The sequence below is a fragment of the Reinekea sp. genome, from assembly GCF_982785585.1.
The window spans coordinates 34210-60417 of the sequence record NZ_CEYAVF010000017.1 but is presented as its reverse complement, the minus strand read 5'-3'; the positions used below and the strand labels follow the sequence as shown (position 1 = coordinate 60417).

General features: G+C 55.0%; 29 protein-coding genes. 16 read left to right on the top strand and 13 right to left on the bottom strand.

Annotation, left to right across the window (positions count from 1 at the left end):
* Window positions 1-64: 64 nt before the first annotated feature.
* Together AC4FIC_RS08610 and AC4FIC_RS08605 are read right to left on the bottom strand one after the other, a co-directional pair.
* The gene (locus tag AC4FIC_RS08610; protein WP_100258334.1) at window positions 65-556 is read right to left on the bottom strand and encodes a TIGR00645 family protein; all 492 of its coding nucleotides are present in this window, start codon (window positions 554-556) and stop codon (window positions 65-67) included.
* A gap of 137 nt (window positions 557-693) precedes the next feature.
* Entirely contained in the window at window positions 694-1551 is an 858-nt protein-coding gene (locus AC4FIC_RS08605) for a DUF3530 family protein (protein WP_100258333.1), read from the bottom strand.
* A gap of 68 nt (window positions 1552-1619) precedes the next feature.
* Between AC4FIC_RS08605 and rpe the strand changes: the two genes are divergently transcribed.
* From rpe to AC4FIC_RS08585, 4 genes are all read left to right on the top strand, one after another.
* The gene (rpe, locus tag AC4FIC_RS08600) at window positions 1620-2291 is read left to right on the top strand and encodes a ribulose-phosphate 3-epimerase (protein ID WP_100258332.1); all 672 of its coding nucleotides are present in this window, start codon (window positions 1620-1622) and stop codon (window positions 2289-2291) included.
* Between the two features lie 85 nt (window positions 2292-2376).
* Entirely contained in the window at window positions 2377-3207 is an 831-nt protein-coding gene (locus AC4FIC_RS08595; RefSeq protein WP_158524408.1) for a Cof-type HAD-IIB family hydrolase, read from the top strand.
* A gap of 75 nt (window positions 3208-3282) precedes the next feature.
* Window positions 3283-4191 carry a DMT family transporter gene (locus AC4FIC_RS08590; RefSeq protein ID WP_100258330.1) on the top strand — a complete coding sequence of 303 codons (909 nt, stop codon included), beginning with the start codon at window positions 3283-3285 and terminating at the stop codon, window positions 4189-4191.
* 96 nt (window positions 4192-4287) lie between these two features.
* Entirely contained in the window at window positions 4288-5037 is a 750-nt protein-coding gene (locus AC4FIC_RS08585; protein WP_100258329.1) for a hypothetical protein, read from the top strand.
* Between the two features lie 14 nt (window positions 5038-5051).
* Here the strand turns inward: AC4FIC_RS08585 and AC4FIC_RS08580 are convergent, their stop codons facing one another.
* The 5 genes from AC4FIC_RS08580 to AC4FIC_RS08560 all read right to left on the bottom strand — a co-directional run bounded on the left by AC4FIC_RS08580 (window position 5052) and on the right by AC4FIC_RS08560 (window position 8388).
* The gene (locus AC4FIC_RS08580; RefSeq protein ID WP_162495508.1) at window positions 5052-5264 is read right to left on the bottom strand and encodes a VF530 family protein; all 213 of its coding nucleotides are present in this window, start codon (window positions 5262-5264) and stop codon (window positions 5052-5054) included.
* Window positions 5257-5535, bottom strand: coding sequence for an RNA recognition motif domain-containing protein (locus AC4FIC_RS08575; RefSeq protein WP_100258327.1), 279 nt, complete (start codon window positions 5533-5535; stop codon window positions 5257-5259). Before AC4FIC_RS08575 ends, AC4FIC_RS08580 begins: the two co-directional genes overlap by 8 nt.
* Window positions 5536-5677: 142 nt before the next feature.
* On the bottom strand, window positions 5678-6148 hold the full coding sequence (locus AC4FIC_RS08570) for a GNAT family N-acetyltransferase (RefSeq protein ID WP_100258326.1): 471 nt from the start codon (window positions 6146-6148) through the stop codon (window positions 5678-5680).
* Window positions 6149-6171: 23 nt separating this feature from the next.
* Complete coding sequence (locus AC4FIC_RS08565; protein ID WP_100258325.1) at window positions 6172-7365, bottom strand: AGE family epimerase/isomerase; 1194 nt, start codon at window positions 7363-7365, stop codon at window positions 6172-6174.
* A gap of 66 nt (window positions 7366-7431) precedes the next feature.
* Window positions 7432-8388 (bottom strand): carbohydrate kinase family protein, encoded by a 957-nt coding sequence (locus AC4FIC_RS08560; protein ID WP_100258324.1) that lies wholly within the window; start codon window positions 8386-8388, stop codon window positions 7432-7434.
* Between the two features lie 210 nt (window positions 8389-8598).
* Between AC4FIC_RS08560 and AC4FIC_RS08555 the strand changes: the two genes are divergently transcribed.
* Complete coding sequence (locus AC4FIC_RS08555; protein ID WP_100258323.1) at window positions 8599-9981, top strand: L-serine ammonia-lyase; 1383 nt, start codon at window positions 8599-8601, stop codon at window positions 9979-9981.
* An 11-nt stretch (window positions 9982-9992) separates the two neighbouring features.
* On the opposite strand, the gene AC4FIC_RS08550 is transcribed toward AC4FIC_RS08555, so the two are convergent.
* Window positions 9993-10904 (bottom strand): hypothetical protein, encoded by a 912-nt coding sequence (locus tag AC4FIC_RS08550; RefSeq protein ID WP_100258322.1) that lies wholly within the window; start codon window positions 10902-10904, stop codon window positions 9993-9995.
* A 248-nt stretch (window positions 10905-11152) separates the two neighbouring features.
* Between AC4FIC_RS08550 and AC4FIC_RS08545 the strand changes: the two genes are divergently transcribed.
* From AC4FIC_RS08545 to nusB, 6 genes are all read left to right on the top strand, one after another.
* On the top strand, window positions 11153-11470 hold the full coding sequence (locus tag AC4FIC_RS08545; RefSeq protein WP_100258321.1) for a c-type cytochrome: 318 nt from the start codon (window positions 11153-11155) through the stop codon (window positions 11468-11470).
* Window positions 11471-11876: 406 nt separating this feature from the next.
* Complete coding sequence (nrdR, locus tag AC4FIC_RS08540; RefSeq protein ID WP_100258320.1) at window positions 11877-12332, top strand: transcriptional regulator NrdR; 456 nt, start codon at window positions 11877-11879, stop codon at window positions 12330-12332.
* Window positions 12329-13432 carry a bifunctional diaminohydroxyphosphoribosylaminopyrimidine deaminase/5-amino-6-(5-phosphoribosylamino)uracil reductase RibD gene (gene ribD / locus AC4FIC_RS08535; protein WP_227003702.1) on the top strand — a complete coding sequence of 368 codons (1104 nt, stop codon included), beginning with the start codon at window positions 12329-12331 and terminating at the stop codon, window positions 13430-13432. The genes nrdR and ribD overlap by 4 nt, the downstream gene beginning before the upstream one ends.
* Window positions 13433-13558: 126 nt before the next feature.
* Window positions 13559-14674, top strand: coding sequence for a bifunctional 3,4-dihydroxy-2-butanone-4-phosphate synthase/GTP cyclohydrolase II (gene ribBA / locus AC4FIC_RS08530; RefSeq protein ID WP_287420777.1), 1116 nt, complete (start codon window positions 13559-13561; stop codon window positions 14672-14674).
* A 58-nt stretch (window positions 14675-14732) separates the two neighbouring features.
* Window positions 14733-15221 carry a 6,7-dimethyl-8-ribityllumazine synthase gene (ribH, locus tag AC4FIC_RS08525; protein WP_100258318.1) on the top strand — a complete coding sequence of 163 codons (489 nt, stop codon included), beginning with the start codon at window positions 14733-14735 and terminating at the stop codon, window positions 15219-15221.
* Window positions 15218-15673 carry a transcription antitermination factor NusB gene (gene nusB / locus AC4FIC_RS08520; RefSeq protein WP_100258317.1) on the top strand — a complete coding sequence of 152 codons (456 nt, stop codon included), beginning with the start codon at window positions 15218-15220 and terminating at the stop codon, window positions 15671-15673. Before ribH ends, nusB begins: the two co-directional genes overlap by 4 nt.
* Window positions 15674-15746: 73 nt before the next feature.
* On the opposite strand, the gene AC4FIC_RS08515 is transcribed toward nusB, so the two are convergent.
* The 5 genes from AC4FIC_RS08515 to AC4FIC_RS08495 all read right to left on the bottom strand — a co-directional run bounded on the left by AC4FIC_RS08515 (window position 15747) and on the right by AC4FIC_RS08495 (window position 21373).
* Window positions 15747-16769 (bottom strand): peptide ABC transporter ATP-binding protein, encoded by a 1023-nt coding sequence (locus AC4FIC_RS08515; protein ID WP_273286250.1) that lies wholly within the window; start codon window positions 16767-16769, stop codon window positions 15747-15749.
* The gene (dppD, locus tag AC4FIC_RS08510) at window positions 16766-17746 is read right to left on the bottom strand and encodes a dipeptide ABC transporter ATP-binding protein (protein ID WP_100258315.1); all 981 of its coding nucleotides are present in this window, start codon (window positions 17744-17746) and stop codon (window positions 16766-16768) included. The genes AC4FIC_RS08515 and dppD overlap by 4 nt, the downstream gene beginning before the upstream one ends.
* Window positions 17747-17754: 8 nt before the next feature.
* A complete protein-coding gene (gene dppC / locus AC4FIC_RS08505; protein WP_100258314.1) occupies window positions 17755-18675 on the bottom strand; it encodes a dipeptide ABC transporter permease DppC in 921 nt (306 codons plus the stop codon).
* Window positions 18676-18683: 8 nt separating this feature from the next.
* Window positions 18684-19694, bottom strand: a complete 1011-nt coding sequence (locus tag AC4FIC_RS08500; protein WP_100258313.1) for an ABC transporter permease subunit — start codon at window positions 19692-19694, stop codon at window positions 18684-18686.
* Between the two features lie 83 nt (window positions 19695-19777).
* Window positions 19778-21373, bottom strand: a complete 1596-nt coding sequence (locus AC4FIC_RS08495; RefSeq protein ID WP_287439167.1) for an ABC transporter substrate-binding protein — start codon at window positions 21371-21373, stop codon at window positions 19778-19780.
* A 452-nt stretch (window positions 21374-21825) separates the two neighbouring features.
* Here AC4FIC_RS08495 and AC4FIC_RS08490 point away from each other — a divergent pair, with 452 nt between their 5' ends.
* From AC4FIC_RS08490 to astE, 5 genes are all read left to right on the top strand, one after another.
* Window positions 21826-22599 carry an ABC transporter ATP-binding protein gene (locus AC4FIC_RS08490; protein ID WP_100258311.1) on the top strand — a complete coding sequence of 258 codons (774 nt, stop codon included), beginning with the start codon at window positions 21826-21828 and terminating at the stop codon, window positions 22597-22599.
* Window positions 22600-22737: 138 nt separating this feature from the next.
* Window positions 22738-23490, top strand: a complete 753-nt coding sequence (locus AC4FIC_RS08485; RefSeq protein WP_100258310.1) for a transporter substrate-binding domain-containing protein — start codon at window positions 22738-22740, stop codon at window positions 23488-23490.
* Between the two features lie 160 nt (window positions 23491-23650).
* Window positions 23651-24358 (top strand): ABC transporter permease, encoded by a 708-nt coding sequence (locus tag AC4FIC_RS08480; protein WP_100258309.1) that lies wholly within the window; start codon window positions 23651-23653, stop codon window positions 24356-24358.
* A gap of 3 nt (window positions 24359-24361) precedes the next feature.
* The gene (locus AC4FIC_RS08475) at window positions 24362-25063 is read left to right on the top strand and encodes an ABC transporter permease (RefSeq protein WP_100258308.1); all 702 of its coding nucleotides are present in this window, start codon (window positions 24362-24364) and stop codon (window positions 25061-25063) included.
* 27 nt (window positions 25064-25090) lie between these two features.
* The gene (gene astE / locus AC4FIC_RS08470) at window positions 25091-26095 is read left to right on the top strand and encodes a succinylglutamate desuccinylase (protein WP_100258307.1); all 1005 of its coding nucleotides are present in this window, start codon (window positions 25091-25093) and stop codon (window positions 26093-26095) included.
* Window positions 26096-26208 lie beyond the last annotated feature (113 nt).

The following is a 26208-nucleotide window of genomic DNA, read 5'->3' as shown; positions in this document are numbered from 1 at the left end:
TCGCGCCCCCGGCTAGGACCCTGTAAGTCGCCTGCGTGCCATGCTGCCTAGCCAGTGCGGAAGTTTATTTGGCGTGCAAGAGTCGATCGAGATAGCCCATGGCAAAGGCTGAGAGTACAAAGGTGATGTGAATAAGCAGATACCAGAGGATCTTCTCATTGTCGATATTGCTTACATTCATAAAGACTTTGAGCAGATGGATCGACGATATTGCCACGATTGAGGCGGCGACCTTGTTTTTCAGGCTACCGTGATCCATCCGGCCGAGCCAGGATAGTTTCTCGCTGTCCTCATCTATATCCAATTTGGACACGAAGTTTTCGTAACCGGAAAACATCACCATGACCACCAAGCCGCCAACCAGCGTCAGATCGATAAGCGATAGTATGACCAGAATAAGGTCGACTTCGTTAATCGAAAAGACAATTGGAAAGACATGAACGACTTCCTGGAAAAATTTAATGGCCAAGGCCACCAAGATCAGGCTGAGGCCAAGATACACGGGGGCCATTATCCAGCGTGAAGCATACATCAGTCGTTCGATAAAACGTTCCATAGCCAGTTCCAGTTCCAGTAAGAGTTAAAACTGAAGAATATAGCATGCAAGCTGAGCCGTCATGAATTAGTCATCACTTTGAGGTAGGTCTTGGCGAAATATTTGGTTAGAAGCTTGGCGGGGCATCTGTTGAGGGCCTAACCGCCAGCCAGTATCTCCTCACCCCCGGCATGCGTGCGCAACCAACCCCAAATGCGCCGCGTTGAGCGATCGATGGCCGGTGCGCCATAGAAACCATGGCGACTGGCATCGTGTATCTGCAGGTAGTCTGGGTGTTTGGCGCGGGCTGCCGCCGCCTTACGTTGCCGGGCCGCTCTATCCTGGGCCGGCTCATTGCCCATATAGAGGTCCAGAATCGGAATGCTCAGCCGGCCAACATAGTCGGCCAGATCGGGTCTAAGGGCGGGTGCCTGAAAGAGGATCAAGGCATAACCTAGGGCCTCTTCGGGCGGCATCCGCTCGGCCAGATAGCGACTTGCCCAATAGGCGCCAGAGCCATAACCGAGCACAGCAATATTATAGTTGCCCTGCTCATTGAGTTGTTGAATACCACTGGTGATACGCGCCATAACCCGCTCTTGCCATTGCTCATCGGTTTCCACCAGCAACTCCGGGGCCGAATCTGCGGCCACCGGTTGCCAAGCGATGGCGTCTCGTTGCGGGGTAGGTAGCGGGATCGACAGGGTACTCCAACCGACCACCGGCAAATAGGTTCGGCTCTGTTGCAACAGAAAAGGATAATCCGGTGTGTGACCGGCATCGTGTAATATCAGCAACCCGCCTTCAGGGGATCCCGTTTCCTGCTCCATGCTAAGGGCGAAAAAGCGTTCAGACGGGGTGCTAAGTTCGATTACCTGATCGCCTTGGAGGCTGTTCTGATAGTGTCTGGGCAGCTCTTGATTGCGCTGCAGACCTGCCATAGGGTCGGTCTCTGCGAACGCCATGGCATTCGCTGCGAGCAGCCCAACTAAAAATAAACTCCACTTAACGGTCATTGGAAATTGACCTCACCTTGAGACTCACTAGAATGGTCGCTCCTTTATGCCGCCGAGGCCGCCCTTCGATGTCTAATTTTGTCATAGCTCCATCCATTTTGTCCGCCAACTTCGCCCGTTTGGGAGACGATGTGGATCATGTCCTCGCGGCCGGTGCCGACTGGGTGCATTTTGATGTAATGGACAATCACTATGTGCCCAATCTGACCATCGGCCCGATGGTCTGTCACGCCTTGAGAAAGCACGGCGTTACCGCGCCAATCGATGTGCATCTCATGGTCTCCCCAGTAGATCGGCTGATTGGCGATTTTATTGAGGCCGGCGCGTCAATGATTACCTTTCATCCGGAAGCCAGCGAGCATATCGACCGCTCTTTGCAGCTGATAAAAGATGCCGGTTTACAGGCTGGCCTGGTGTTTAATCCGGCGACGCCGCTGCATTATCTGGATTACGTGATGGACAAGATCGATATGATTCTGATCATGTCGGTCAATCCGGGTTTTGGCGGGCAATCCTTTTTGCCATCGACGCTCGACAAGCTTCAAGCGGCCCGAGCACGGATCGACGCCAGTGGCCGGCCAATCCGGCTTGAAGTGGATGGCGGCGTCAAGGTTGACAATATCCGCGCCATCGCCGAGGCCGGTGCCGATACCTTTGTCGCCGGTTCGGCCATTTTTAACGCCGACGATTACCAAACAGAAATTGCCAAAATGCGCGCCGAGCTGGCACTGGCGCGCTAGCTCTCAGCCATTCATCGTACGCTCTGCAACGTCCTCGCCTGCGCGAGGCGGGCGTTGCGCTCAGTCAAATAGTAAGGACGACCCCGTGGAAGAATTATTGGTTTTTGATCTCGATGGTACCCTGCTCGATCCGTTCGAAAAACTTTCGGCGGTAACCCGTAAGGCGCTGTCCGAATTGGATCGGTTGGGTGTTAACTGGACCATCGCGACCGGTCGTATGCCCCACGGTGCGCGCGAGTCCTTGCCCGATGTGCATTTTAACCATCCTCAGGTGTACAAAAACGGCGTATTGCTCTGGGATCTGAATGCCGACAAAATCATCAGTAAAATGCCCATGGACCAAGCAGAGGTTATCGAAGTCTGCACAAGGTTGCATCAGCACGGCATTAATCCCTGGATCAATACCATCGACCACGAAGATATCATCGGTGCCATTATTGCCGGTGTCTCGACGCCAAGAGAGAAGAAGTGGGTCGATTTTTTAAATTCCAAGGACATTACCGTACAACAACAGCCCGACTTTTCCGATATTCGCGACCATGTCTTGAATATCTTTGCCGCAACCGATAATCCGGCCGTATTGGGTATGGCCGAAGCGCTGGCCGATTTGCCTGGCGTGGCGGTGTTTGCCGGTCATGACATGTATCACAGCGGCGGCTATTGGATGGATATTCACCATGCCGGCGGCACCAAGGGCGACGCGGTTAAAATTATTCAAAAACAGCTGGGGGCACGCAAAATGATCTGCTTCGGCGACTCCGATAACGATCTATCGATGTTTCACCTGGCGGACGAGAGTTATGCCATGGGGCAAGGCCTGGACGAACTCAAGGCCATCGCCACCGCCACCATCGGCTCCAATGTGGATGACGGTATTGCCCATTTTCTTGCCGCTCGCTATGGCTTCGAGCTTTAGTTAGGGCCAAATCAGCAACCCTAGCGTTATCACCCTGCACGCCAGCCGGCGTGCACAGCACACCTGAGGTAAACCATGAACACCACCCTGCGTGCCCATTTGGCACTGTTACTGGCGATGATCCTGTGGGGCAGTTCCTTTATTGCCTTAAAGATTACGGTCAATGAAATGTCGCCGATGATCGTTGTCTTTTTACGGATGGCCATCGGCACCGTGGCCTTTCTGGTGGTCTGGCCCTGGCTGCGCCATGGCTTTGTCTATCAGAGTGGTGACTGGAAGTTTTTGCTTGGCATGGTGCTGTTTGAACCCTGCCTCTATTTTCTTTTTGAATCGCAGGCGCTGCGCTATACCAGTGCCGGTCAAGCGGGCATGGTGACCGCCATGCTGCCCCTGATGGTGGCCATTGCGGCCTATTTTTTCCTCGGTGAGCGCAATAATCTGAAGCAGTGGTTCGGGTTTCTCATCGCCGTGGCCGGGGTAATCGCGATGACCCTGACGGGTGACAACTCCGCTCAAGCACCCAATGCCATCCTCGGGAATTTTCTCGAGTTCCTCGCCATGGTCATGGCGGTTGGCTACACCCTGTTGGTCAAGCACCTGGTGAAACGCTATTCCGCCTTTGTCTTAACCGCGCTGCAAAGTTTTTCTGGGGCCATCTTCTATCTGCCGCTCGCGCTGTTATCGGATTGGCCCAGCCAGATTTCGCTCTCGACCATGGGCTGGTTGCTCTATCTCGGCCTGGTGGTTACCTTAGGCGCCTACGGTCTGTATAACTTCTCCCTAGGCTTTGTAAAGGCTTCGACGGCGGCCGGCTATGCCAATCTGCTGCCGGTCTTTACGCTGTTATTTTCCATGTTGATCCTAGGCGAGCGATTGACGCTGATCCAGTGGATCGCTATTTGCGTGGTCTTCGTCGGTGTTTATCTCAGCTACGAGCGGCGCTCGATTATCCCCAAAGAAGTTCCGCCCGGCATCACCGGCTAGGCGGCAGTTAGGTCTTCAAAACTGTGCGCTTGCACTCAGAATTGATCTCGCTCCACTGGCATCCTGTTTTTATTGAGTCGGTCAGGGGGGCGGGGCATGAAGAGAGCGATCGTAAGTTGGGTTGCGCCATGGCTATTGGTCGGCTGCAATCTATTGCTCGAGCCACCCCAGGAGGCGTCGCAGGCTTCTGCCAGCGGCGCCAGTCAAACCAACCCAACGGGTGGAGCGCTCATCACCTCCTTGAACGTTACCGCCGGCACCACACCCAATGGCGACTTCCCGGTTGCCGCTCGGGTCCAGATGCGCGCCGTCGTCGGGTCTCAATACGAGCTGCGCCTCAATGGCGAGTTACTCGAAAGTGGCAATATGCCGACCGAGGCTGTCGTGGCTGGCCCGTTCTCAGGCCTCACCAGCAACGATAATATCCGCCAAACCTACCTGACCTTTGCCCAGGCCGGCGCCAATGTTGTCGAATTAACCATTATCAAGGACGGACAACGTGACAGCACTGAACTCAGCCTGGACATCGGCAACCAGTGTTCTGGGCTCAATGAGAATTTTTTTGCCAATCAGGTACAGAGCAGCTTCAATAGCTGTACCGGTTGCCATACTGAGCAACCGGACAACAGCTCGTTTGCGGCACTAAAACGTTGGGACAAGATTCGCGCTGCATCAGAGCGATATTTCGTCGCCCACGTCGCGGCCCAGTTCGATGCTTGGCCACAGGCCGTCGGCGGGGCATTGGTGCACTCGGGCGGGGAACGCTGGGTGCCGGGATCGGCAGAGCATCTGCGCGCAATAGAGCTGTTGTATCGGATGGCCAGCGATTTCAGTTGCCCCGCCTAAAAGCCCGATAACGCCTAGGCTTGATCTAAGCTGGCAATATAGAGCTCTTCGACCTTGGTGCGCGCCCAAGGCGTTTTGCGCAGGAACTTCAGGCTCGATGCAATACTGGGGTCATCGGTAAAGCAGCGGATATTGATCCGTTGCCCCAATTCTTCGAAACCATAGCGGGCCTCTAGTAGCGTCACTATGGTTTTCAGGCTAATGCCCTCTAATGGGTCCTTACTCATCGGCCGGACGCGCCTCAGGGGCGTCAACTGGCTTGTCGATGGCGCGTTTGACGCGAATCGCTCGACCGTCCACCTGGGCATTATTGAGCTGATGGATGGCCTTCTTGGCATCGATAGCCTTGGGCATTTCAACAAAACCAAAGCCCTTGTGTTGCCCGGTCTTAACATCATTGATGAGGGTGCAATACTGTACCTGACCAAAGGCTTCGAACATGCCTTGCAGCGTTGCCTCGGTGGTGACCTTGCTTAAATTACGTACCAATATTTTCATGCGGAAGTCCTAAAGAGTGGCGTGGGCAGGCCAGCCCGGTTAATTGAAGGGCCTATTGTCGGACACTGTTACCCAGTATAGCGATTTCGGTCCGCTTACGCGCATACCATTAAGCCTAGTCGATAAATGGCTGCGCAGCCTGCTACGCCGAGGTTGGCAGTGTGGCCTCGGGAAGGTTTTTTTTGAGCCAATAGAGAGTATGACCGGGAGGGTAGTTGTCGAGCTGGCCACTCACCTGGTAACCCAAGTTCTGGTAGAAAGTTGGTGCCTGAAAACTGAAGGTCGTGACCTTCGCCCATTGGCATTTGCGCGCGATAGCAGCGGTCTCGGCTTCGAGCAACAGCAGGCTGCCCAGACCATTGTGGCGATGCGCCTCGGTGACCCAGAGGTAATCGATCGACAGCCAGCCCCAAAAGGTTTCCCCAACCAGGCCGGCGATAATCTGCTTGTTTTGGTCAAGCGCATAGACATCGAGCGGTCGCCCACCTTTGGAGCGCATTTCTTTGTGCCAAGACGACTGCCCATCATTGTAGGCGCGCAGCGCCAGTAACACCTTTTCTCGGCGCTTGGCATGAGCCCGGTGATCGATCAAAATCTGTAGGTCATCGGTCATGCTCTGGCCTCCTATCCTCTGATTCAGTCTTGGAATACTTCGCGCAGTACCAGTTCGCAGGCACCTAAGGTGTGGTAATCACACTTAGCCCCAGCGGCACTCTTGATGTCGCTCTGCTTACTGTTGTCGGCATTGAGTACCCGATACCAGGCGCCGTGCTGATGATCGATAAAGTGCGCCCAGCTGTATTGCCACAGTTGATCGTAACAACGCCAGTATTTTTCGTCACCGGTGGCCTTCGCCAACAGGGCGGCCGCGGCGAAACTTTCCGCCTGGACCCAAAAATACTTATCGTCATCACAGATTGCGCCGTCAAGGTCGAAGCCATAAAAGAGGCCACCGTTTTGCTCGTCCCAGGCTATTGCCCAAGCCCGATCGAACAACTCTTGTGCGCGCGCCAGCAGCCAAGCTTCGGGCCGGTGTTTGTGAACCATCAATAAGAGCTTGGTCCATTCGGTCTGGTGACCGGGCTGAAACCCCCAGGGTCGATAGAGGTTCTTGGCGTCGTCCCGGTTGTAGTCCCAATCGATCGACAGATCGGCGTTAAAGTGTTCCCAGATCAGACCATTGGACTTACCCGCCTGTTCGACGGCGATCTTGTGGGCCAACTGATAGGCGCGATCCAAAAACTGCTCATCCAAGGTCGCCTCATAGGCCAGGATCAGGGCTTCACAGCAGTGCATGTTGGCGTTCTGACCACGATAACTGGACACCGTCTGCCAATCGGCGGAAATCTCATCGGCATAGAGACCTATATCGGCCTGCCAGAAATGTTGCTCTAACAGCGACCAGGTGTGATAGACATCGGCCCGGGCGCTCTCATCCCCAGCCTTTAAGACCGTGGCAAACGCCAGTAAGACAAAGGCCAGGCCGTAACATTGGTTGGTCTCGTCGGTAGGCCCGTTCTTATCTAAGGTCCAGCTATAGCCTTGTCGATCATTCTGCCAATGGGTGGCGCGCAGATAGTCCAGTCCGTGGTGCCAGAGATGCTGGTATTCGGCGCGGTCAAATAGGGCGTCAGCCTTGATATAGTTAAAGATCATCCGGCAAGAACTGACCAGATGCTTTTTGTCGCCGTCAAAGGCGACCCCGGAATCGAGAAAGTTCTGCTGAAACCCGCCCATGCTATCTTTTATATTTGGCTGATAAAAATCGAGGATGGTTTGGATATGGGCCGTTAAAAATTCAGCACTGCGGAACTTGGGTGCTTGCGACATGGGGTGTACTCCGATTTTTTTAAGCCCTCGACAAGGCACCGTGCCCGATCGAGAGCAAGATATTGGTCAGTCTTCTGGCGCTAGATCATCGAGCGTGGGCAAGGCCGTAAAGGCGCCCTGACGGGCCACGGTAAAGGCTCCGCATTTACTGGCAAAGAGCACCAACTCTTCGAGCTTCTCCTGATCGCCCAGGGTCTTGCGGATATCACCCTGCTCGCTTAAGGCAAACAGAAAACCACCGGTAAAGGCATCACCGGCGGCCGTGGTATCGACGACGGTGGTCTGCGGCGGGGTAATTTCAGAATATACGCCCTTGGCCAGAACCTTGATGGTATTGCCGCCATCGGTGATCAAGACGGTTTTAACGCCTTGCGCGATGGCCGCCTGTACGAAGGCTTTTTCGCCGGCCGGCTCGAGATAATCGAGTTCGTCTTTGGACACTTTAATCAGATCGACCTGGCTAAAGCAGTCGGTAACCGCCTTTATGTCGGCTTGGCCATTGGGCCATAGATTGTGGCGCAAATTAACGTCAAAACTGACCAAGCAGCCTTGATGACGGGCCTTGGTGATGGCCACGCGAGTGGTCTCGGCAATCGCCGTGTCGGTCAGGGTATTGGAACAGAAATGGAAGATATCGGTATCGATGAACCAGCGGTCTTTCACATCGAGCGGGGTGAGCAGCAGGTCGGCGGTGTTGGTGCGGAAAAACTCAAACGACCGCTCACCCTGATCATCGAGAAAGACGAAGGCCAATGCCGTTTTGGCACTCGGGTGCAAGACCAGGTTTGTGGTGTCGACCTGGTAATCTTCCAATGCCTGCTTAATAAATAGGCCAAAGGTGTCGTTACCCACCTGGCCGGCAAATGCCGCTTCGCCGCCGAGCTTGCTGATTGCGACGGCCACATTGGCCGGTGCGCCACCTGGAAATTGACGGAATTCGGGTATGCGAATGGGTCCTTCCTGTTTGGCGCCGGTGTTTAAAAAATCGATCAGGGCTTCGCCGAAGCAGGTAACTGTACCCATTGTTGTGTCTCCAGGTGTGTTAGATAGTGTGTCGAAAGGTGATGCGCAGTGTACCGTGGGATTTTTATACTGAACAGGCCTTAAGGCTTATAAAAGCCTGTGTAAATCATTTAGGCCAGCGCTGACGCTGGTTATTTTGACCTAAAAGTTGCCATTTCGCCAAGCTTGCGCGAGGGTGCAAGCACTCTAAAAATAAAAACTGGTGACCCTGTGCAACCCTTTTCCGTACTCGATCTATTTAAAGTGGGTATTGGCCCATCCTCGTCTCATACCCTGGGGCCCATGCGGGCTGCCGGCCGCTTTGTCGACGGTCTGACGCAGCAGAATCTGCTCGCCAGGGTGGCGCATGTACGGGTCAATCTCTATGGCTCACTGGCCCTAACCGGCATCGGTCATAGCACCGACAAGGCCATTATTCTTGGCCTGCAGGGCCTGGATGCGGCCACCATCGAGCCGGACTTGGCTGAACAGCTGTTCCAAGCAACGCGGGTCAAAAGCGAGCTGTTCTTAGCCGGGCACCGGCTGATCCCATTTAATGTTAGTGACAGTATCCGCTTTATGGGCGATATCTTTTTACCCGAGCATCCCAATGGCATGCGCTTCAGTGCCCTGGATGTCGCCGGCATCGAGCTGTTGGCCGAAACCTGGTATTCGGTTGGTGGGGGGGCCATTGCCAATGAGCTGGCGAAAAACTCGGCCCAGCGCGATCTGTTGCAGGAGTTCCCCGATCCTCGGCTCTATCCATTTCGCAATGGCGATGAGTTACTGCACCAGTGCACCGGGCACCACCTAAGCATTGCCGAGGTCATTCGCGACAACGAAATGGCTCTATTGGCTACTCCGGCATCACTCCTGGTCTGGGTCGATTCGATCAGTCAAACCATGTTGAGTTGTATGCAGCGGGGCATGAGTTTGGAGGGAGCCTTACCCGGTGGCATTAAGGTGCAGCGGCGCGCCAGTCGCATGGCGCAAGCGCTGCGTCAACGGCCAAACGATGATCTGAGCGCAATAGATTGGGTTACCGTTTATGCCCTCGCGGTGAATGAGGAGAACGCCGCCGGTGGCCGCGTGGTAACCGCCCCCACCAATGGCTCTGCCGGCGTGATTCCGGCGGTGATGGGCTATCTGAAATACCATCGTGAGGATCTGCTGGCCAACTGGTTGCAAACCTTTTTACTGACCTGTGCCGGCATCGGTTGGCTGTACAAACGCAATGCCTCAATCTCGGCGGCCGAGATGGGCTGCCAAGGTGAGATCGGCGTCGCCAGTTCGATGGCTGCAGCCGGCATGGCCGCAGTCTTGGGCGGCACCCCGGAGCAAGTTGAACACGCCGCTGAAATTGCCATGGAACATCATCTGGGCATGACCTGTGACCCGGTTGCTGGGTTGGTTCAGGTGCCGTGCATCGAACGCAATGCCTTCGGCGCGGTCAAGGCTATGCAAGCGGCCCGGATGGCCCTGAGCGAGCCGGGCGACCATTGTGTGTCACTGGATGAGTGTATCGAAACGATGCGTCAAACCGGCGAAGATATGACCAGCAAATACAAGGAGACCGCCCAAGGCGGCCTCGCGGTCAATGTTGTGGTCTGTTAGGCCCAGAGGCGTTAGTTTTCCACCACCAGGGTGCTCGGCCGAGCGAAGCAGTAGTCGGCCCCATCGCTCTCGCTAAAGGCAAAGTCGCTGGTCACGTCCCGGCCATCGTTGCTGTCAGCATCGATAGCCTTTAGGCTTGTGATATAGCTGCGCAGCACAGAGCTATCGCTTGCGGCCAAGGCGGCCACGGTAGTGGCGCCACTGTGGTCGGCACTGTAGATATAGTCGAGCATGGTGCCGGTGCGTGGTGCCGTCAGCGCGCTGGCATCGACCTTGGCGAGAAAGCTGGTACGCCGGGTGGTTAGGTTGCCGGCATCTAGGTCGAAAGCGGCGCTGGCATCGCCGGCGTTGTGGCAGTTAACGCAGTTCTCGGCGAGCACCGGATTGATATAATCGCTGTAATAAAGATAGCTAGTCTGGCAACCGGGTACGGTAAAGCGAATATCATCGAACAGATAGGAGACGCTGTTGCCGTTTGGCCAAATCACGTCAAAGTCGAGTATCAGACGATAGTCGCCAGGGTTGTCTGCCTGCAGACGCGCGTCTTCACCGGTGGCCAAGTTATTGAAAAATTGGCTATCGTTAATGCCCGACACCATGCTTTCGATAAGGTCATCGATCACCTTGGGCGCCGAGAGACCGCGTGTATAGGTGGGCACGATGCCGTCCTTGGAGCGGCGGCTGAGGGCGGTAAAATCGACCGTTACCAGTGCAGTCCAGTCGTCGTCTTCACTGTTGGCGGGTGTGTTATCCCGATAGACCACCGAATAGGCCGGCGCGTCGATCGGATCGAAGACTTCTTTAGTGGTATTGGGGTCCCAAAACTGGTCGCCGACCCGCGAGTTGGTCTCCGGCCCACAGCCAAGCAGTGAGACTACTACTAAGCCGACGCCAAGCCGGTTAATACAAGAGTGTTTTGTCATGGCTGATCATTCAAATTTGAATAGGGAAAAACAATAGTAGAGAATCTGGGCGTCAATATATTGAACAGGGTCTAATTTTCACCACTTGGCGAGCAAAAAATAACTGCCCTATTTGGGCATTATTTGACCCTATTGAGGTTTTTATCATCAGACTGACAAATATATGTAGCAATTTTGGCCCGAGAGTGGCAAAACAGCCGTATAAATCTATTCATCCTTTCAATAATAGAAACCTTTGGAGCAACACTATGAAAAAGTTAGCCATTACTTTATTCACCGGCCTCATGGTCAGTGGCGCGATGGGCGCCGATATCGCCGCTGGCAAAGCCAGTTCCATGATGTGTGCCGCATGCCACGGTGCCAACGGCATTGCCATTGTGCCGATGTATCCAAATCTGGCCGGCCAGAACGCGGCCTATTTGGAATCGGCTTTGAAAGCCTATAAGTCACAAGAACGCAAGGGCGGCAGCGCCGCTATGATGTGGGGCATGGCCGCCTCACTGAATGATGAGTCTATCGCGAACTTGGCGGCTTACTATTCCAGCCTGAGCCCGACTGGCAAGTAATTCCCGCCCCACCGAAATGGCGCCCACCTGTGGGCGCCATACATCCACAAAAGCTGTGGATAACTTTGGGGGTAACCCTTGAGCAAATGCCTTCAAGCCCCACCCTTCCTGCCTTAGTGCAATCTGCACGATTTCTGAACGTCTTCGCCACAATGCCCAGAAATAAAGGGTTTGAGTAATTTTCAAGTGTTTTATGTTAGGTCGGTTAAAGTTTTTTGCTTGCTTTTGCCGAACGAAGCGAAAATGTGCATAACCGAAACCTGTTGACCCTTTGTTTTACCGGTGCGGCCCTAAAGTCAAGTGTTTATCATGGCAATGTTCAAGGTTCAAACGCAGTTTGGCTATTATCTTTGCCAGCCTTTTCGCATTACACTAAGCCCCTGTAAATAGCGCTAGGGTTCCCATTATGCATTGCCCCTTCTGTAACGCCCATGACACCAAGGTCATCGACTCGCGCCTGGTCGCTGAAGGCGAGCAGGTGCGCCGTCGTCGAGAGTGTAATAGCTGCGGAGAACGGTATACCACCTATGAAACCGCCGAGCTGGTGATGCCGCGCGTGATTAAACAGAACGGTAATCGCGAACCCTTCGATGAAAACAAGTTACGTTCCGGTCTCCTGCGCTCGCTGGAAAAACGTCCGGTTTCGGTCGAAGCTATCGAAGCGGCCTTGACCCGCATTAAGCAGACGCTGCGCGGCACCGGTGAGCGGGAATTGCCCTCGCGCCAGCTGGGTGAATTTGTTATGGCGGAGCTGCGCCTGCTCGACCCCGTCGCCTACGTGCGCTTCGCGTCGGTGTATCGCAGCTTTCAGGATCTCAACGAGTTTCGCAGTGAAATCGATCGACTGGAGAAAGACGATTGAGCGAGCCATTGCCCGCCCGCGATGCCTTCTGGATGGCCGAGGCCCTCAAGCTGGCCGAACAGGGGCGCACCACCACCACGCCCAACCCGAATGTCGGCTGTGTGATCGTGAAAGACGATCAGCTGATCGGCGCCGGCTACCATCAGCGTGCCGGTGGCCCGCACGCCGAAGTGCATGCGCTGCTGCAAGCCGGGTCGGCGGCGACCGGCGCGACCGCGTACGTCACGCTCGAACCCTGTAGCCATCAGGGCAAAACCCCACCTTGTGCCGATGCCCTGATTGCCGCCGGCGTGGCGCGCGTAGTCTGTGCCCTGGTGGACCCGAATCCGCAAGTTGCCGGCAAAGGTTTGGCGGCGTTGCGTGCCGCGGGCATTGCCACCGAACACGGTGTTTTGGCCAGCGCGGCAGAGCAGTTAAATCTGGGTTTCCTCAAGCGCATGCGCACTGGCCGGCCGCGCGTGATCGTCAAACTGGCCGCCAGCTTAGATGGTGCAACCGCCATGGCCAGTGGCGAGAGTCAATGGATTACCGGACCTGAGGCGCGCGCCGATGTGCAGCGCTGGCGCGCCCAGTCCTGCGCTATCTTGACCGGTGTCGATACGGTGCTTGCCGATGACCCGGCGCTGACCGTGCGCTTGCCCGACTGCAGTCGCCAACCGCTGCGTCTGGTGCTCGACAGCCACGGCCGAATTCCGCTCGATGCGCAACTCTTGCGTATGCCCGGCACAACCCTGGTGTTGCATGGCGAGCATCTGGCGGCCGAACGGGTTGCCGCGCTGCAACAGGCGGGCTATCGCCCCGTGGGGTTGCCCCTAGTCGACAACCGTATCGATTTGAATGCACTGCTCGACTGGGCCGGGCACGAGCAGCTCAATCAGCTTTGGGTTGAGGCTGGAGCAACCCTGGCCGGTGCCCTGATCGGGTCGGGCAACACCGATGAAGTGATGCTCTATCAGGCACCCCTATTTCTCGGCGCGCAAACGCGCCCGATGCTGGCCAATCAATGGCACAGCCTGGCCGATGGCGTGCGCTTCTCGGTGCTCGATAGGCGCATGATCGGCCAGGATGTTCGGATGCGCTTACGGCCAATTCACGATTAGCGGGCTAATTAGCCCGTTTTTGCTTGAATTTGCACCAATTAGCTCCATAATCCGCACAGTTTTCATAAACAGTATCCGATTGGCCGCGGTGGCCCGTCGAAACCCCATCTGGTAAAGGTAGAATCCGTGTCGTTAAACAGTACCGAGGAAATTATCGAAGATATCCGCCAGGGCAAAATGGTGGTTTTGTTAGACGATGAAGACCGAGAAAATGAGGGTGATTTGATTGTCGCCGCCGAGAAGGTGACCCCGGAAATCATCAACTTCATGGCCTCCAAGGCACGTGGGCTGATCTGCCTGACGCTGACCGGTGAACGCTGTGAGTTTCTAGGTCTGCCACCCATGGTACCGAGTAATCAGGCGGCCCATGGCACCCCCTTTACGGTGTCGATCGAAGCCAGTGAAGGCGTCACGACCGGCATTTCAGCGGCCGATCGAGCACGCACTATTCGAGTCGCCGTCGACCCTCTATCGTCACCCGACGATATTGTACAGCCGGGCCATATCTTTCCATTGCGGGCCCAGCCCGGTGGCGTGTTGAGCCGTGCCGGCCATACCGAAGCGGGCTGTGATCTGGCCCGGATGGCCGGCCTGATGCCGGCTGCCGCCATTGTCGAAATCATGAATGACGACGGCACGATGGCCCGACTGCCCGATTTGAAGGTCTTTGCCGAGCTGCATGGCTTGAAGATCGGCACCATCGCCGACCTGATCCATTACCGCATCTTGAACGAACGCACCATTGAACAGGTTGAGGTGCAGTGCTTACCGACCAAGGCTGGTGACTTCGATGTACGGGTCTATCGCGACAATATCACCGGTGGCACCCACCTAGCGTTGACCAAGGGCGAGCCCTTTACCGCAGAAGAGTCAACTCTGGTGCGCGTGCACGTTACCTCGACCCTAAAGGATCTGCTTGGTGTCACTGGCGCCGAACGCAAGAGCTGGACCCTTGAAGCGGCCATGCAGGCTGTGGCCGAAGCCGGTTCCGGCGTAGTGGTCTTGCTTGATGTGGAGCAGTCACTCGATGTCGAAACTGAATTGGCACTGCTGTCAGGCAATAACAAACGCGCTAAAAATCCCAATATCGACAAGTACGGCACCTACAATTTCATTGGCACCGGTTCGCAGATATTGCGCGAGCTGGGCATTCAGAAAATGCGCCTATTGAGTTCGCCGATTCGTTTCGGGGGCATTTCAGGCTTTGATCTGGAAGTCGTCGAATTTGTTGAACCCACTTAAGTAGGCAGCGCTGCCGGCACCGAGCGGGCAGGTTCGCACAAAACGCACAGGATTATTTATGACTATTAATACAATTGAAGGTGATTTCTCGGCCAATCAGGGCCGCTACGCCATAGTGGTCACACGCTGGAACAGCTTTGTGGTCGATCATCTGCAGTCCGGTGCTATCGATGCATTGAAGCGTCATGGTATCAGCGACGAACAGATCACCGTGATCAAGGTCCCCGGTGCCTATGAATTGCCGCTGGTTTGCCAGCGTTTGGCCGATACCGGTCAGTACGACGCCCTGATCGCTCTGGGTGCCGTGATTCGAGGTGGGACACCCCATTTTGAATATGTTGCCGGCGAAGCGGCTGGTGGCTTAAACAGCGTAGCCCTGACCTTCGACATTCCCGTGGTATTTGGTGTGCTGACTGTTGACTCGATTGAACAGGCTATTGAGCGCAGTGGTACCAAAGCCGGCAATAAGGGTGCGGAATCAGCGTTGGTGGCCATCGAAATGGTTAACCTCCTGACCCAGATCGGTACGGGAGAGGCAGCAGAATGACGCAGCAAAAAGCCAACCCCGGACAGCGTCGCAAGGCGCGCCGACTGGCGATCCAGGCGCTGTATCAATGGCAGGTCGCGGAAACGCCAGTGACCCAGATCGAAGCGGAGTTTTTAACCGACAACGATATGACCAAGGTCGATAAAGAGTATTTTTGTGAGTTGTTGCGCGGCGTACCCAAGTTTAAATCGGAATTTGACGATCTAATCGGCAAGTATACCGACCGTACCAACAGCCAGATGACGCCGATCGAATTGGCCATTCTGCGCATCGGTACCTATGAACTGATCCATCGCATCGATGTGCCCTACAAGGTGGTGATCAATGAGGGTGTCGAGCTATCAAAGATCTTCGGCGCCAACGAAGCACACCGTTTTGTCAACGGTGTGCTCGATCAGCTCGCTCAAGAGCTGCGTATGCCCGAAGTGAAGCATAACAAACAAGAGCCCTAAGATCCCAGCTACCGCCGGTCGAAGACCGGCTGGTGGCCCGCTCAGCCCCCTTCCTGTTCGCCAACCCCTTGTCCTATTCGGTTAAACCTGCGCGGTTTGTTAGATAGTCCAAACGTTGTTCCTCGACCGCGAAACAGGCGACGGCGCTATCGTGCCCGGCTTGATCTAAGGCTGGCGTTTCGTTTTGACAACGGGCGTTGGCGTATTGGCAGCGGCCGTGAAAGGCGCAGCCAGACGGCGGATTCAACGGCGACGGTAGCTCACCCGGCAGACGGATCTTCTCAATCCGATTGGCCGGATCGATACGCGGTGTCGACGAGAGCAGGGCGCGGGTATAGGGATGCTGAGGCCGGTTAAAAATCTGTTCGGTGGTGCCACTTTCCACCACCTTACCCAGATACATCACCAGCACATCATCGGCTATGTGTTCGACCACACTGAGATCGTGGGAAATAAAGACATAGGCCAGACCAAATTCCTGCTGCAGGTCCATCATCAGATTTAACACCTGCGCCTGGACCGAGACATCCAAGGCCGACACCGGCTCATCGGCCACCACGACCCGCGGATTCATCATCAGGCCGCGCGCAATAGCGATCCGTTGGCGCTGACCGCCGGAAAACATATGCGGGTAGCGATCGTAATGCTCGGCCTTCAAGCCAACCTTGGCCAACAAAGACAGCGCCCGTTCCTTGCGTTCGGCGGCGCCGACATTGGTATTGATCACCAGTGGCTCTTCGAGGATCTGGCCAACCTTTTTGCGCGGATTGAGCGAGCCATAGGGGTTCTGGAAGATAATCTGGATACGTTGCCGAGCCAAGCGCTTCTCCGCCGGGCTTAGGCTGAGAATATCCTGACCGTCGAAGGTCAGGGTGCCGGCCGTCGGACTTTCGATTAGGGTCAGTTGGCGCGCCAGGCTTGACTTGCCGCAGCCGGACTCACCGACCACGGCCAGGGTTTTGCCGGCCTGAACGCTGAAATCGACGCCATCGACGGCCTTTACGATGCCCTTGGCTTTAAAGGCGCCAAGACTGATTTCATAATGTTGTTTCAGGCCCTTACCGGCCAGCACAGGACCCTGTTCACGGTCGGTCATTGGGCCACCTCTGGGGTTGCGCCGAGCGGGATAAAACAGCGCACGGCATGGTTTTGGCTGGTAATCAATTCCGGCTCTTCTGTCCGGCAGCGATCCATAGCATAGGGGCAGCGCGGATTTAATAGGCAGCCATTGGGTCGATCATTCGCACCGGGCACGACGCCCGCCAAGGCATTGAGCCGGGCCTGGCCTTTGCCGGATTCGGGCAACGATTTCATCAGCGCTTCGGTGTAAGGATGTTGCGGATTGCGAAACACCTCACTGGCTGGCCCCATCTCCACCACTTGGCCAGCGTAGAGTACCACCACGCGATCGGCCGATTCGGCGACCAGCGCCAGATCGTGGGTAATCAGGATCAGACCCATATTTTTTTTGCGCTGCAGTTCGAGCAACAGGTCGATGATTTGGGCCTGAATGGTAACATCGAGCGCCGTGGTCGGTTCATCGGCGATCAACAGCTTGGGATCGCAGGCGATCGCCATGGCAATCATAACGCGTTGACTCATGCCACCTGAGAGCTGATGCGGATAGGAGCCAATGCGCGATTCCGGCGCCGGTATGCCGACCTGGCGCAGCAATTCGATGGTCTTGAGCCGACGTTCCTTCTTAGAGCCACCCTGGTGTACTGCGATGGCTTCCATAATTTGGTTGCCGACGGTAAAACAGGGGTTGAGCGCGGTCATCGGGTCCTGAAAGATCATCGCGATCTGATCGCCGGTTATCTTGCGTCGGGCCCGATCGGACATCGCGCTCAAATCTTGGCCTTCAAACTCAAGCTGTTGCGCCGACACCTTGCCGGGGAAGTCGATCAGACCCATCAGCGCTAAAGAGCTAACCGACTTGCCCGAGCCAGACTCGCCAACAATACCCAGCACTTCGCCCGCTTCCACGGTGTAACTGAGTCGATCGACGGCCCGAAAGGGGCGCTCTTTGGTGCCGAAGGTAACCGATAATTCTTGTACAGATAACAAACTCATACGGCAGCCTATTGTTTCAGTTTGGGGTCGAGGGCATCACGCAAGCCATCACCCATTAGATTAAAGGCCAACACCGTGGTCAGGATGGCCAAGCCTGGGAAGGTCACCACCCACCAAGCACTCTGAATAAATTCCCGCGCGGTGGCGAGCATAGTGCCCCATTCCGGTAGCGGCGGTTGGGCGCCCAGGCCGAGAAAACCGAGTGCGGCCATATCCAAGATGGCATTGGAAAAGCCTAGGGTGGCCTGCACGATCAGCGGGGCCAAGCAATTGGGTAGGATGGTAATAAACATCAGACGCCATGCACTGGCGCCGGCGACGCTGGAGGCGACGACATAGTCGCGATGCCGCTCGGCCAAGACCGACGCCCGGGTCAGGCGGACATAGTGCGGTAAATAGACCAAGGACAAGGCCAGAGCAGCATTGACGATGCTCGGTCCGAGTACCGCTACCACCGCAATCGCCAGCAGCAGGGCCGGCAAGGATTGCAGTATATCGCTCAGGCGCATAATAGTGGTATCGAGCAGGCCGCCGAAGTAACCCGCGATGAGGCCAAAGCAGATGCCGAGTACCAGTGAGATGCTGACAATCACCAGGCCGATAAAGAGCGAGAGACGAGCGCCGTGCATTAGCCGAGACAATATATCGCGCCCAACCCCATCGGTGCCGAGCAGAAATTGCATCTGGCCGCCGTCGGAAAAGGCCGGCGGGGTAAGAATAAAGTCGCGAAACTGTTCGGTGGAAGAGTGCGGTGCCAGCAGATCGGCCAGCAGGGCAATCGAGACCACAAAGCAGATATAGGCGAAGCCGATCACGGCGCCCTTATTTTGTTTGAAGTAGAACCAGAACTCGGCCCATGGCGCACGCGGCGCCGGGGCGGTCGATACCGATTGGTGTGGGACTGTGGTGGTTGGATCAGCCTGTGTCATGACGACTCCTATTTGCTGTGTCGTACACGTGGATTGATGATGCCATAGGTCAGGTCGACCAACAGATTGACGACAATCACGATGCTCGCAATCATCAACAGACCGCCTTGAACCACTGGATAGTCGCGCCGGCCGATCGCCTCGATTAACCATTTGCCGATGCCGGGCCAGGCAAAGATGGTCTCGGTTAGGATGGCACCACTGAGCAGGGTACCAACCTGCAGCCCGATCACGGTCACGACCGGAATCAAGGCATTGCGCAAGGCGTGCTTCATGGTGACCCGAAAGGGCGACAGGCCTTTGGCACGGGCGGTGCGAATATAGTCCTCGCCGAGCACTTCGAGCATGGAGGATCGGGTCATCCGAGCGATCACCGCCATCGGGATGGTGCCCAAGACGATACTGGGCAGCACCAGGTGCGCTGCGGCAGATTTCACCGCGCCTGCTTCACCCGACAACCAAGCGTCGATCAGCATAAAACCGGTCACCTCATCGACCCAATAGAGCACATCGATGCGACCCGCGACAGGGGTCAGGTCGAGGTTGATCGAGACCAAGAGTATTAACAGCAGGCCCCACCAAAAGATCGGCATCGAATAGCCGGTCAATGAGATGGTCATTACGCTGTGATCGAAGAAACTGCCGCGTTTGGTGGCTGCGATAATGCCCAGCGGCAAGCCGATCGATAGGGCAAATAGGGCGGCAAAGAATGATAGTTCGATTGTGGCCGGGAAGAGGGTTAAAAACTCATCCAAGACCGGTTCGCGGGTGATAAAGGAAGTGCCTAAATTACCCTGCAAGACATTGCCAACGTAGACAAAATACTGTTGCCAAAGCGGCTTATCCAAGCCCAGCATGGCGGTGATCTCGGCGGTCTGTTCAGCCGAAAATCCACGTTCGCCACCCATTACCGTAACGGGATTGCCTGGAATCATGTGGATAAGCGAAAAAGTGAGTATGGAGACGCCAACAAAGGTTGGAATGACCATGGTCAAGCGACGGAGAATAAATTGAAACATGAGAGATCCTGAACGGAAAAAAGACGACGCCGGCAGACAGTCTGCAGGCGCCGTTTAGTTTGCTATAGAGCAAAGCCGGATGGTTACTCGGCTAGATCAACACTGTAGAAATCGTGAGCACCGAATGGGCTCATCTTGTAACCGGTGACTTCTTTGCGCATCGGTTCAAATACCACCGAGTGGGCAACAGTGATCCATGGCGCGTCTTCCTTGAAGATAACCTGAGCTTCTTCATAGAGCGAGGTGCGGACAGCGATGTCTGCAGTGACCTTGGCTTCTTCGATCAAACCCTGGAATTCCTGGTTGCACCAGGACGCGATGTTACCACCGCCGGAATCACAGCCTAAGAGTACATAAAGGAAGTTATCCGGATCACCATTGTCGCCCGTCCAGCCCAACATGGCCGTCTGGTGCTCACCCTTCTTAGTGCGCTCTAGGTACTCAGCCCATTCGTATGAGACGATATTAGCCGTCACACCGATTTTGGCCCAATCTTCCTGCATCATTTCCGCCATTCGACGGGCATTCGGATTGTATGGACGCTGCACTGGCATAGCCCAAATGTCGGTTTCAAAACCGTTCGGGAAGCCCGCTTCGCTTAACAAAGCCTTGGCCTCTAATGGATCGTAAGCGTAGTCAACAACGTTGTCGTTGTAAGACCACATAGTTGGTGGAATTGGGTTCTTGGCAACCGCACCGGCACCCTGATAAACCGCTTCTAAGATGGCTTCTTTGTTAGTTGCCATGTTCAATGCCTGACGCACTAATTGGTTGTCGAATGGGGCTTTTTGGACGTTAAACGCCAAGTAACCGACGTTAAGACCATTGGACTCCAATACCGTGATGTCGCTGTCTTGCTTCATCGCCGCTACGTCAGCCGGATTCGGGTACGGCATCATATGACACTCGCCTTTCTGCAACTTGGCATAGCGTACGCTGGCGTCTGGGGTGATGGAGAACACCAGGCGATCCAGAGCAGACTTACCTTCCCAATAGGCGTTGTGGGCAACATACCGGATGACCGAATCTTTCTTATACTGCGCCAGGATGAACGGGCCAGTGCCGATGGGCGTCTTATCGAACTGTTCAGGTGTTCCGGCTGACATCATGGCATCGGCGTATTCAGACGAGTTAATGGACGCAAAATCCATCGCCATGTTGGCCAGGAAGGTTGCATCGGCTGAATTCAGATTAAAGCGCACTGAATAGTCATTCAGTTTTTCGACCGAGGCGATGATGTTGGCCATATCCATGTAGCCGAAGTAGGCATATGACTTACCGCTGACAGCATGGTACGGGTGGCTCTCCTTCAGCTGACGGTTGATGCTGAACAGCACGTCGTCGGCGTTAAAGTCACGCGAGGCACGGAAATCATTGCGTTGGTGGAATTTCACACCCTTGCGCAGATTAAAGGTATAGGTTTTGCCATCGTCTGACACGGTCCAGCTCTCGGCCAGGCCCGGCACGATATTGGTGGCGCCCCGCTCGAACTCTACCAGACGGTTGAAGAGGGTCCGTGAGGAGGCATCAAAGGTGGTGCCGGAGGAGTAAAATGCCGGGTTGAAACCTTCGGGGCTCGCCTCAGAGCAATACACAAAGGTTTTCGGTGCGGCCATAGCGCCAGCTGCAAGGGTCGCAGCTAGGGTTGCGGTGGCGAATAGAGATATGCTTTTGTTCATCAGTAGAGTGCTCCTTTGAGTCGTCTGCAATTTATGCAGAAGCGACATCATTGAGTTTAAGGCTTGCGTAAAAGCGTGATACGCGCCTCTTTTTTTATTTGGCAAGACTGTATTGCAGTTTGCCGGCTGAGTGCGAACACAATAGTGCAGGCGAATCCGGAGGGCAAGATGTGAAATGGATCCAACTGAATATTTTGTCCAAGCGCGCAGCTTTTTTATACCCCTGCGTATCGTTATGACGTGGCACGGGGAACCGTTGCAGGGTTCATGGTGCCGAGCTCAAATGACCTAAACAACAGCATCAGATGTCGCACAGGCAAAAATGCCGGGTGATATTGTGGTTTACAATTCATGCTAAGATTGGTCAGAATGACTGATAGAAAAACAATAACAGCCCTAAAGACTAAGTTTCCCTTACCCGGGCTGATCTTAGGCATAAAGAGGAAAGCCCCATGGCAGTAGACGCCCCGGCGTTAGTGACGACCGACATCCACAAACAGTTCGGTGACCATGAGGTGCTTAAGGGTATCTCGATGCGCGCTCACAAAGGGGACGTGATCTCACTGATAGGCTCTTCGGGCTCGGGTAAGTCGACCTTTTTGCGCTGCATCAATCTACTCGAAGTGCCCACGTCGGGCGATATTCAGGTACACGGCGAGACGATCGAGTTCAAAACCGATAAGCGCGGATTGCGTGTGCCGGCCAATATTCGCCAAGTCGAGCAGATTCGGGCTCGGCTGGCCATGGTGTTCCAAAGCTTTAACCTCTGGTCGCATATGACCGTGATGGAAAATATTATTGAAGCGCCGATCAATGTTCTCGGCATCAGCAAGGCCGAGGCTATTGAGCGGGCGGAGGAGCACTTAAACCGAGTCGGTCTATTCGATCGCCGGGACTATTATCCCGCCCATCTGTCTGGTGGCCAGCAACAACGTGCCGCCATCGCCCGCGCCTTGGCGATGAACCCAACGGTTATGTTGTTCGATGAGCCGACCTCGGCACTCGACCCAGAATTGGTCGGTGAAGTCCTCAAGGTGATGCGCGGCCTAGCTGAAGAAGGCCGTACCATGATCGTCGTGACCCATGAGATGTCCTTCGCTCGGGACGTCTCCAACCATGTAGTCTATCTGCATGAGGGGCGTATCGAGGAGCAGGGTAACCCGCAAGACGTCTTTGCCAACCCCAGTTCCGAGCGTATGAAACAGTTTCTTTCACCCAAATACTAGCGGTTAGTGGTAGAGTGAAAAAAAGAAGGTCTGGCCTCTTTTGGCCAGGCCGATGCAGTACCCCGATCTATCCGGTTTACACAAAAAAGAACAGAGCCCTAAGGCTCGACTCAGACACATAATGACGGAGCACACACAATGAAAAAAACGCTTTTAGCCCTGGCAACTGTATTGGCTGTTGTTTCAGCCGTTGACGCAAAAGATTGGGACTCCATTCGAGTCGGTGTCGATGCGCCTTATCCACCGTTTGAATATAAGGCACCGGACGGCAGCCTGACCGGTTTTGAAATTGAGCTGGGCGACAAGGTCTGTATGGAAGTGACCGGTAAGGCATGTGATTGGATTATCCAAGCATGGGACGGCATTATTCCTGGCCTGCTAGCCCGTAAATACGACATGATCTTCTCTTCTATGTCGATCAACGCCGAGCGCCAGAAGCGCGTCCTGTTTACGCCGGGCTATTACACCACACCGTCGGCCTTCTTCTCATCGACCAACTTTGACCCAACCAACTCAGCCGGTAAGCGTGTCGGTGTGCAGCGTGCAACAGTGCAAGACACCTACGTGACTGAATTTGTTACCGACGCCGAAGTGGTCCGTTACACCACGGCCGACGACATGATCGTCGATATCAAAGGCGGCCGTTTGGACGCGATGTTTATCGACGCGCCAGTGGGCATGGAAATGCTCGGTGAAGGTTCTGATGTGGTTCAGGTGGGCGAAATGATGAAAGATCCGGTGCGCATCTTCGGTGAAGGCGCCGGTGCTGCGTTCCGTAAGCGTGATGTCGATCTGCAAGCAGCCGTTGCCAAGGCACTGGATAAGCTCAAGCAAGATGGTACCTATGACGAAATAATGTACCGTTATTTCAGCTATAGCATCAAAATGTAATAGCGACTGTGCCCCCTTCCTGCACGAGCAGGTCGCGGGGCGCTGTTTTTACAGCCCCAATCTATTCAGTTTTGTTACGCTCTCTATTAATTGTTGATCCTAAACAGTCAATACAGAGCGGAATACTCATGTCTGCAGAGCGCTATAGAGAGAACCATTGATGTTTGACTTTCAAGGTTATGGCCCCGGTATTTTCGGTGGCGCAATTCTAACCATTGAACTGGCGCTGTTGTCGCTGGTGTTGGCTTTCATTCTCGGCCTATTTGGCGCCTTGGGTAGAATGTCGAATAATAGACTGGCCAAGGGTGTTTCAATCTTTTACACCACCCTGATTCGCGGCGTACCCGACTTGGTCTGGATGATGTTGCTGTTTTACGGCGGCCAGATCATGGTCAATGCCTTCTTCGATATGCTCTACAATGTGTCCGACGGGCAGATCGACATCTTCCTGCCCTTTAACGAATTCACCTCCGGCGTTCTGACCATCGGCTTTATCTTTGGGGCCTATATGTCAGAGACCTTTCGCGGTGCCATTATGGCTGTCGACGTGGGCCAGATTGAAGCCGGGAAAGCCTATGGAATGAGTTCGATGAAGGTCTTTCGGCGGATTTTGTTTCCGCAGATGATGCGCCACGCCATACCCGGTTTGGCCAACAATTGGCAGGTGCTACTCAAGACCACGGCTCTGGTCAGTGTCATTGGTCTGGCCGATATGGTCCGCTTGGCCAGTGAAGCGTCGAAGAGCACCGGTCAACCCTTTAAGTTTTTATTGCCGGCGGCCCTGGTCTATTTAGCCATATCGGCCCTGTCGGATCTGGTGTTCAAACATTTGAATGTGCGCTACAGCGCCGGCCTGGAGAGGGGATAGATAATGATTGAATCGGCCATTTCAATTTTCAGTAATCCCGAGACCTGGTATCACTACTGGGACGGACTTGTCACCACGGTTCAGCTGGTGTTCCTCTCGCTCTTGGTAGGCGGCCTATTGGCGGTGCCCTTGGCGATTATGCGCACCTCGAAAAACCGCTTTATCAATTGGCCCGTTTGGTTCTTTACCTACATATTCCGTGGCACGCCGTTATTGATTCAGCTCTATATGATCTACTACGGTGTGACCCTGATCGAGGGTTTCCAGGACTCTATCTGGTGGGTGATTTTCGAGGGGGCTTTCTATCCCGCCTTGATCGCTTTTGCCTTGAACACCGCCGCTTACACCACCGAAATCTTCCGCGGCGCCATAGAAGCAACCCCGCGCGGTGAGATCGAGGCCGCCAAGGCCTATGGCATGAGCTGGGCCAAGCGAATGCGCCGGATCATACTGCCGAGCGCCTTTCGTCGAGCCATTCCTGCTTACAGCAACGAGGTGATCTTTATGCTGCATGCCAGCTCGATCGCCTCGCTGGTCACCTTGATAGATCTGTTGGGCGCGGCGCGCGATATTTACGCGCGCTACTACGCCCCGTTCGAAGCCTTTATTTCCATTGGTCTGGTCTACCTCTGTATTACCTTTGGCATACTGGCCATCTTTAAACAGATTGAAAAGAGAATGTTGGGGCACTTGCAGCCCCGATAGTCCAGGCCACTATTTTTCGGAGTCCGCATGTTCGACACGCACAGCAGTATTATTTCGCACACCCTAGCCAACGCCGATGCACCGCACGTCCGCCAACACGACTTTTTAACGGCCGGCACCGAGGTGACCTTTCTCGATACCGGGGTGATTAAGTTCGAACCCAATACCGCGTGCGACACCTCACTGGTTATTTCCTGTGCCGTGCACGGCAACGAGACCGCCCCGATCGAAATTATCAGCCGGATTATCGATGACCTATTAGCCGAAGAGCAGAAGTGTGGTCAGCGGATCCTGTTTATTCTCGCTAACCCCTGGTCAATGGTCGCCGCCGAGCGCTTTGTCGACCTGAATATGAATCGACTGTTTTGCGGCCAATGGCAACACCAGGATCTGACGCTTAAGGAAGTTAAGCGTGCGGCCAAGCTGGAAGCCTATGTAGCGAACTTCTATGCCGAAGAGCCGGTCACCGTGACGCAGCGCTTTCACTATGACTGCCACACCGCTATCAAGGACAGTGCCCGCGCGCGCTTTGCACTATACCCCTTCGTCGCCGACCGCAAGATACCCGACAGCCAGAAAGCCTTTCTCGACCAAGCCGATATTCAGACCCTGTTGTTGCAGCAACGTGCCGGCAATACCTTTAGCTCGTTCAGCGCGAGCACCCAGCAGGCGCAGAGCTTTACCCTTGAGCTGGGCAAGGTAAAGCCCTTCGGAGAAAACGACCTAAGCCAGTTCAGCGGCATTGACGGGGCGTTGCGCAAGTTGATCAGTGGGGATGCCTTGCCCAACCGATCGGCGCGGCCGGTCGATTGCTTTAGCGTATGCCATGAAATTGAACGCACCAGCGAGCAGTGGCAGTTTCTGGTGGCCGATGAGAGCGCCAACTTCGCCGAATTTCTACCCGGTCAATTGATTTGGCAGGACGGGGAGCACGAATATCGGGTCGGCGATGAACCTGAATACCTGGTTTTTCCCAATGGACAGGTGCCGATCGGCCAACGCGCTGGGTTAATGTTACGCAAGCTGAGTTAGCGCAAGAGGTATCCGCTCGCGAGGGGTTTAACCGTGCCGGCCCTTCGCCCGGCAAGCTGGAACCAATGCGGCCTGTTGCGATTAAAACCCCAGGCCTCAGCCAACCCCCTCAG